The sequence below is a fragment of the Cryobacterium sp. MLB-32 genome, assembly GCF_000738085.1.
In the GTDB taxonomy this organism is placed as follows: domain Bacteria; phylum Actinomycetota; class Actinomycetes; order Actinomycetales; family Microbacteriaceae; genus Cryobacterium.
This window is the reverse complement of sequence record NZ_JPRS01000051.1, coordinates 24,284-32,204: the sequence shown is the minus strand read 5'-3', so window position 1 is coordinate 32,204 and position 7,921 is coordinate 24,284. Positions and strand designations below refer to the sequence as shown.

At 65.3% G+C, this 7,921-nt stretch carries 5 protein-coding genes; 1 reads left to right on the top strand and 4 read right to left on the bottom strand.

Translation table 11 applies throughout. The annotated features are described in order from the left end of the window. The first annotated feature begins 279 nt into the window (after positions 1-279). Positions 280-1,596 (top strand): glycosyltransferase 87 family protein, encoded by a 1,317-nt coding sequence (locus JF66_RS07400; protein ID WP_081882216.1) that lies wholly within the window; start codon positions 280-282, stop codon positions 1,594-1,596. A 25-nt stretch (positions 1,597-1,621) separates the two neighbouring features. Here the strand turns inward: JF66_RS07400 and JF66_RS07395 are convergent, their stop codons facing one another. The 4 genes from JF66_RS07395 to JF66_RS07380 form a co-directional block, all read right to left on the bottom strand. Beyond that, entirely contained in the window at positions 1,622-4,144 is a 2,523-nt protein-coding gene (locus JF66_RS07395) for a DUF2156 domain-containing protein (protein ID WP_231556339.1), read from the bottom strand. Between the two features lie 8 nt (positions 4,145-4,152). Next, a complete protein-coding gene (locus JF66_RS07390; protein WP_051973252.1) occupies positions 4,153-5,406 on the bottom strand; it encodes an esterase family protein in 1,254 nt (417 codons plus the stop codon). An 89-nt stretch (positions 5,407-5,495) separates the two neighbouring features. Further along, positions 5,496-6,803 (bottom strand): esterase family protein, encoded by a 1,308-nt coding sequence (locus tag JF66_RS07385; RefSeq protein WP_035876646.1) that lies wholly within the window; start codon positions 6,801-6,803, stop codon positions 5,496-5,498. Between the two features lie 5 nt (positions 6,804-6,808). Continuing rightward, on the bottom strand, positions 6,809-7,819 hold the full coding sequence (locus JF66_RS07380; protein WP_051973251.1) for an esterase family protein: 1,011 nt from the start codon (positions 7,817-7,819) through the stop codon (positions 6,809-6,811). Between the last annotated feature and the right edge of the window lie 102 nt (positions 7,820-7,921).

The following is a 7,921-nucleotide window of genomic DNA, read 5'->3' as shown; positions in this document are numbered from 1 at the left end:
TGCCGACGTGATCAGAGCGTCGATCCCGGTAGCCACACGGTCGGTTGCATACCCTTCGATGCGGAGCACGCGATCCAGCACGTCGCTTTGTTCGGGGTCACTGTTCACGATGAGAATTCTCATGATCGGTCACGCTCCGAACGCGAGAATGAGAATCTCATGTGCACATCATATGCATGCGTCCCGGGGGCGTGAAGCCCCACTTCGGGTAACCGAATCCGGGGCTAAGCTGCCCAGATAATCGCCCCCGGGTGCCGTAACGACGCTGAGGTGAGTGACATGAGTTTTGTTGTGGGTCAGCTAGACCGAATAGTCCTCGATGCCCTGACGCCCGAGAGACGGCTGCGGCTGCAGAGCCGCCGGAGCCTCATGGGGGGTTTCGTCACCCTGCACACAATTTTTCTCTTCGCCATGTTGCCGACGATTCTGACCGGGCGAGTCCTGGGCGATCTGCCTCTCTACCGGATTTGGGCGGAGCTGGGCTTCAATCACGGGGTCTGGCAGGGCATCAACGTGGAATGGGTGTATCCCATCGGAGCCCTCCTGCCGATTGCACTGGCTGGCGTGGCCGGACCGCTGCTCTATCAGCTGCTCTGGTTCCTCATGACCGTCGCACTGAATGCCGTGGCGGTGGCGGCCCTCACGTCCGGCGGACGCCGACGCAGCGGGTACAAAGCGGCCTGGGTGTGGTTGCTGCTGAGCTTTATCCTGAGTCCGGTGGGTTTGCTTCGGCTGGAGGGGCTGACGGCGCCCCTGGTGATTGCCGGGTTGGTCTTCCTGGCCACCCGACCGGTGCTGGCCGGCGTTCTTCTCAGCGTCGCAACCTGGATCAAAGTCTGGCCGGCCGCCGTCCTTCTGGCTGTCGTCGCCGCATCGCGTCAGCGCGTCACCGTCATACTCGCGGGTGCTGCCGTCACGTCCCTCGTCGCTGCATTCGTCTGGCTGATGGGCGGGCTGCAATTCCTCACCGGTTTCGTGACGATGCAATCCGACCGGGCGCTACAGCTGGAGGCTCCGGTCACCACGCCGTGGGTGTGGCTTGCTGCCATCGGTCATCAGCGAACCACCATTTACGAGAACCTCGCCATCTCCACACGGGAGGTCAGTGGCCCGGGAACCTCGTTCATGGCGGCGATGATGACGCCCGTGATGTTCGCCGCCCTTCTGGCCATTTTCGTCCTGATGCTTTGTGCCCTTCGGCGCCGGACAACGGATGCCTCCGCCCTCCTGCTCATCGGAGCGCTCGCCCTCGTGGGCGCCTTTGTCATCTTTAACAAGGTCGGGTCTCCGCAGTACATGCTCTGGATCGCCCCGATCGTGGCGGTCGGTGTTGCCCAGGACTGGTGGCGGTGGCGTGTTCCGGCCTACCTCATGGTGCTCATCGCAATTCTGACCACTCTGGTGTTTCCCGTTTTCTACCTGCCGCTCATCGACGGAGATCCCTTCGCGGTGCTGCTTCTCACCGGGCGCAACGCCCTGCTCATTGTGTTGTTTGGCTGGTCCGTTCGCGTTCTCTGGAGTCTGGCCCTCGGACGTACTGCCGTCGTCGTCCCGGCGCGCACCTTGACCCTGCAGCGGGAGCTGCGCCTCGACTGATCATCGGCCTGCCGGCGGTTCTCGCCTAGCGGGGGAGGACCGAACGGGGGCGTGTCGATGCGGAGCGCGACGGAGTATCGGGTCCGAGGCTGCGCACGAAGGCGAGCGATTCCCGAACGGATAACGTCGGGACGTATGCCCGGGCCAGGGCCAGGCCGATGGTGGGGAGCACGACCGGATCCGGATAGGCCATGAACAGAGGGATGAATTCCGGCTGGAATTTACGTTTGAACGCCAGCAGGGAACGGAACCCGTAAACGGGCTCGAGGGTCCGACCGAGGAAATCGAGGATGCGAGCCGCGAGGCTTGAGCTCGCATCGTCGCCCTGCGTTTGGGCGAGCGGCGCCGCGGACAGGCTGAGGAACTCGATATCCGGCTGCTGCTGCAGCATGGCCGCTGTTTCGGCGATGAGAAACTCCATCACACCGTTCATATTGTCCGGCGTGCGCCGCATGAAGTCTAAAGTCCACCCGATGATGACGCCGTCGCGGCAGCTGGGCATCCAACTGGTCACCGCAACGACTCGGTCCGACGAATCGATCGCGAGCATGAGTCGAACGGCCGGGTCACGTAGTTCGTCGAGACCACCGAGAGTGAATCCGAGTTCAGGGAGCCGCTTGTCTTGCACCCATTGCTCCGAGATCTCAGAGATCTGCGAGGAGTGCGCCACGGAAAGTGCTCGGTAGGTGGTCCATTCGGCGCGAACACCCTCCCGCCCAGCCCTGCTGATGGAGGAACGGATATCCTGCCACTTTTTGCCCGTCGTCGACCATGTGCGGGGGCGGAGCATCGTCTCTTCACCCACGCTCATGGTCTGCCACCCCATGCCAACGAAAAAGGGTTTCCATCTCTCGTGCAGGCTGTAGAAGACCGGGATCCAGCCGTGGTCGTCGCACATCACCGCGAACTCCGCCACGGCCGCTTCGACCTCATCCTTCGGGCCGATCGGTTCCGAAAGTGTGATCGCGGCACCGTTCACGACCTGGTACGCGATCACCGTCGACCGGGTGGCGTTGAACCAGAGGGAGTTTCCGGCCCAGGTGGACATGAATGCCAGCGAGCCCCCGCCGCCTCGGGCGAGCAGCGCGCGCAGTCGTGAATCTTGGTCTGCGCCGTCGACCCGTGTCACATTGCTTCGCATGTACAGCAGGGCATTCACGATCAGGACGATCCAGAAGATCGGCCCGACCCAGCGATAGAGCGCCGTCGTGATCATGTCAGTAGGCAGGAAGGTGAGGCGTTCGAGCCGCAGGAAAGCGACCGGGATGAACCGTTCGGGCACGTCGGCGAGCAAGGCGACGAGGTCGACGGTCGGTCGGAAGCGATCGCGCAGCAGCCAGCCCACGCCCACGTAAACCACCGAGAGACTCAGGAAGCTGCCGACGGTGACGAGGAAGAAGCGGCGGAGGCGCCCCGGACTGCTCTTCACCGGAAACCGTCGCAGGTTGAGAGCGATGACCACGGCGAGCAGGAGGGGGACCAGAACGGAAATCAGGAGCGCGACGGCGATTTCCCAGTACCGGGTGTTCGGCCAATGCCAGACGTAGGGCTGGCCGGATGCGGGCAGCAGGATGTAGTACCAGGCCCCGAGCGCGGCCATGGCCGAGCTCACGCCGATCACAAACCATGCCGCGAAGCGTCGACCACGGGCCAGACCGAACGCCGCCACGAGCAAGGCCAGCAGGGGCAGCGCACTCACCAGCACCGGGCCGACCCCATCGACGCGCGCGAGCATGAGCTCGCGCACGCACTGCCGAGTGATATTGCCGATCATGCAGCGATCGATGACGTTCGTTGCGGCCGGAACGTCCTGAGTGAGCAGCAGACCCAGCGGCGAGAGCGCCCCGAATCGGGCGCCGGAGAAAATCGTCACGACGGGCCCGATGGCCACCATGCCCACGATGACGGCGAGTAGAGTCCTGGCTTCGTGGTCTGAGCTGCGTCGCCAGGTGAGATCGATTCGGTGTGGCCGGAAGAGCGACCCCACACCGAGACCGACGAAGGTCGCGATCAGGCGGTACACGTCTGACGGCTGTCCGGAATAGAGCAGGAGGACGAGCGCTGCGGCCACCGTGAGTACCCGGATGCGCCGGCGCCACAACGGACCGGCGTAGAAACTGGCTGCCATGATGGTGCCGAAAATCGGCGTGAACGGATCGAGCGCCGAGAGCTCGCTCACGCCGCGGGACCAGAGCTCCCCACTTGCGACCCCCGCGATCTGGGCCAGGATGCCGAGGCCCGTCCCCACGATCGCTGTGGCGAAGAACGCGAACACCGTTCGTCGGGTACCCAGAAGACGCTCGGCGAAACCGAGAACGAAGAGGGCTGCGGGAACAGCGAGCAGCAGCTCCGCACCGTTGTCGACCACGAACACGGAGGTGAGCACAGACCACCAGTGTCCGTTTTCGACGACCGACTCGTACCCGGTTCCCAAGAGCAGGCGCAGGGCACGCTCCGGCCCTCCGATCGGACCGGTGGCCAGCGCCATGATGAGGAGCACGATGGCGTACGAGGCCGCGAACGGTGCTCGGGACGCGAATCGTTGCATGGTTTTCATCAGGAGCCCGCCAGTCCGAGTCGGTGGAGCATCAGGGGGAGTGCTGTTTTCCACGCGTAGTTCACGGTGTACCAGTCATGGGCCGTGCCGGGGGACACGATGAGACGTGTGGTGGCTCCGGCTTGGCGCGCGGCATCCCGGAGCGTACCTGCCCAGCTGAGGTACTGCGCGTCGTCGCCTCCCACGGCGAAGATCACGCTCAGGTCGGCATAGGGGGCATGTGCGGCGAGGATAGCGGCCGGTGCTGCCGCCGCATACGCGGCCGTGCTGCCCCCGAAACCGGCCTGGATCGTTGTCGCCGGGCTGCCGACTTTGGGCACGATTTCGCCGGAGATATTCAGGATGGTGCCGTACAGGTTGGGATTGGCGGCGCCGAGCTGGATGGAGCACGTGCCACCTTCGGAGAACCCCGCGATCGCCCAGCCACCGGGGGCCGAGGCAACGGACAGGTTCGACCGGATCCAGTTCGGCACGTCGACGGTGAGATAGGTCGCGGAGTTTCCGAGCGCCGAGTCCACGCACATCGGGTTGCGATCGGCAGCACCAAGTTGGTCGGGCACGACGACGATGGGCGCAAGACCCTGATGTGACGCAGCGTAGGCATCCAGAACACTGTCGATGTGCCCGGAGACGAACAGGTCCTCCGGCGCGCCCGGTTGCCCGGAGAACACCTCGATGATCGGCAGTACGGGCGGGTGCGCCACGCGGGCGGCGGGCGGCAGGTAAACCAGGGCGGGCCGTGCGTCGAAGCCGGACACGGTCGCCGGGATCGTCACCGTGCCGACCGTGCCCAGGCTCGCGTCCGCCCCGGTCGCGGGGGACATGTCAAGAGGCTGGAAGCGCGATATGCCGAGTGCGTCCCGCAGGGTGGTGAACTCCCCGAAATCCGCGTTGATGCCAGCGGCAGCTGTGAGGAGGAAGACCGGGACCGCGACGATCCCCACGGCCTTTCTCCACCAACTCGTGCGTGGGAGGCTTGACGTCGCCAACGCCAGTCCGCCGAAAAACAGGGCAACCCATGCCCGGGTGACCGGCGACAGGGACACGCCGAAGACGTCCCACACATCGCTCACCATCCACGCCAGCAACCAGCCAGCCGCCACCGCCAGCAGCACCGCCACTGCGGTGATGCCCGCGCGGCGACGGTGGCGCCGTGCGACGAGCAGAAAGAGCACCAGCCCCGCCGCGAGAACGTACAGGCCGATCAGAAAAGGACCCCCGATGATGCTGGTGTCGACGAACTGGGTGGCCATGCTTTCCTTTCAGCCTTACATACGATACCGATCTGGGTGCGTCGGCGCCTGCACGCCCATCTGGAGCGGCAGGCGCGGTGGCGCTCCGGTCATCCCTGCGGCGGTGCCAGCCCGAGATGTGGGTACAGCACCTCAAAGGCCTTGTTCAGGCCATCCGTCAGCGCCGGCAAGACATGGCCGCCGTTGGGGGACTCCCAGTACGTCGCGGTCATGCCGGCGGCCTGGGCGGCCGCGAATATCCGGCGGGCCCCCGGAATGAAGGCGGCGTCGTTCGATCCCACGGTGAATACCCCGAACGTTCCCGGCAGGGGATGCGCCGCCAAAAGAGTGACCGGCTTCTGCGCGTCATAGGCGGCCTGGTCGCCGTGAAATACGTCGTGGAGGGTGGCTGCGGCAATCTCGGACCCGGCGAATTCCTCCCCGGAGATATCGATGACGTTGGACCACAGGGTGGGATGCTTTGCGGCCAGGGAGATCGCGCACTGTCCTCCGTTGGAATACCCGGCAATCGTCCAGTGCTGGGGATCCGACAGGATATTCAGGTTCGCACGCGCCCAGTTGACGACGTCCCCGGTGATGAATGATTCCGCGTTGCCGTATTCAGGAGTATCCAGACAGAGCGGGTCTGCGGCAGGATCGCCCAGCTGATCGGCGACCAGCACGATGGGAGCCAGGCCGTGATGCAGGGCTGCCTCGTGATCGAGCGTCGCGGCGATGAACGACGGGTCGGGGTTGCCGGGCTGGCCCATCAGCAGCAGGACGAACGGCAACTTCGGCGGGTCCGCGACGAGGGCGGCGGGCGGGAGGTAGAGGCCGGCCGGGCGGGATACGAAACCCGACAGGGTCGGCGGGATCATCTGCGTTCCGGTCGTGCCCTGCGCTGGCATATCGGGAGGCGGGGTCCAGCTCTTCCAGAGCGGGCCTGCCGTGGTTGGGGTGAGGCCAGGCGTGCCCTTCGGCTGGGCGAGCTGGATCGGCTGTTCCGCCGAGACTCCGAAGAGGGACCCGAGGGTGCGGTTGAGACCGTAGCCGGCATTGATTCCCAGCGCGCCGGTAATGAGGAAGAGCACGACCGAGGCGCTCGCGATGACGGTACGAGTTGCGCTGGACCTCCACAGGCTCGCCACGGCCAGACTGACGCCCACGCATGAGGCGGCCAACCACGCGTAGGTGGTTGTGCCGAGAGAGACCCCGAAGAGGTTCCACACTCGCACGGTGAAGAACCAGATGAGAACGGCCATGACGAGCCCGGAGACGGTCGCCGACGCCAGTATTGTCATCCACCGGCGGGTGGGGCGTCGCGCGATCAGGTAGAGCGCGGCGAAACCAGCCACGGCGAAGAGCCCAAGAATCGCCGGCCCATCGACGATATTCATGCCGAGGATGACATTCGACATGGCCGTCATCTCCGCTCAGCGGGAGGCACGAGTGAGAGCCGTGGTGCGAGGGTGTCGAAGGCGCGCTGGAGGCCCTGTGTCAGCGCCTCGGTGGTGTGCCCCTCGCCGGGAACTTCATAGGTCGTGGTCGTCATACCGGCCGCCCGCGCTTTCTCACTCAGATCTCTGAAGCCGGGTCCGATGAAATCGTCGTCGGCGCCAACCGTGAACACCGCGCTGGTATCGGGATAGGGGGTATCGGCCATGGCCGTCTCGGGTTTGCTCGCGTCATAGGCCTGCTGGTCGCCGTCGAAGACGTCGGCGAGCACATCCGATTCGGTTTCCACACCGGCGTACGTGGTGCCGGACGCGCTGATCACGTTGCCCCACACGCCGGGGAATTTCGCGGCGAGGGAGATCGCGCACTGGCCGCCGTTGGAGAAGCCCGCAACGGTCCACTGGTCTCGGCCCGACAGGATTCCCAGATTCGCGACCGCCCAATCAACAACGTCCTGCTCGATATACGTCTGCACATTGCCGTAGCGGGGCGTGTCGAGGCACAGGGAATCGACGTCGGGATCCCCGAGCTGGTCGGCGACCACCACGATGGGCGCGAGCCCATTGTGGGTGGCGGCGAATTGATCGAGGACCTGAGCTATCGGTCCGGCATCCGGGTCCCCGGGTTGTCCCATCATCATTAGGACAAAGGGGAGGAGCGGTGGATTCGGCACGAGTGCTGCGGGCGGCAGATACACCTCGGCGTCCCGTGCGGCGAACCCGGACGCCGTCGGGGGAATGTGAACGGAGCCGATCCTGCCGGCCGATGCGAGGTCGGCCGGAGGGTGCCAGGCCTGCCACAGCGGCTCACCGGCGGCATCGGGGGGAACAGCCGCCCTCGACGGCAGGTCCAGCGCAGCGATGGACCCGGATGTGGGCGACACCACCAGCGCGACGACGACCACCGCTGCCGCCGCGGCGCCGAGTGTGACACCGGTGGCCAGAACGAATCGACGGGTGAGAGACACGGACTTCTTCACATCATTCCCGCCGTGACCGGAGCTGTCATGTCGCTCCGCTGACGAGAGCTTAGGAAGGCCCTCTGCGCGTTCACTGCGAGTTCGCTGAACGTCACCTGCCGG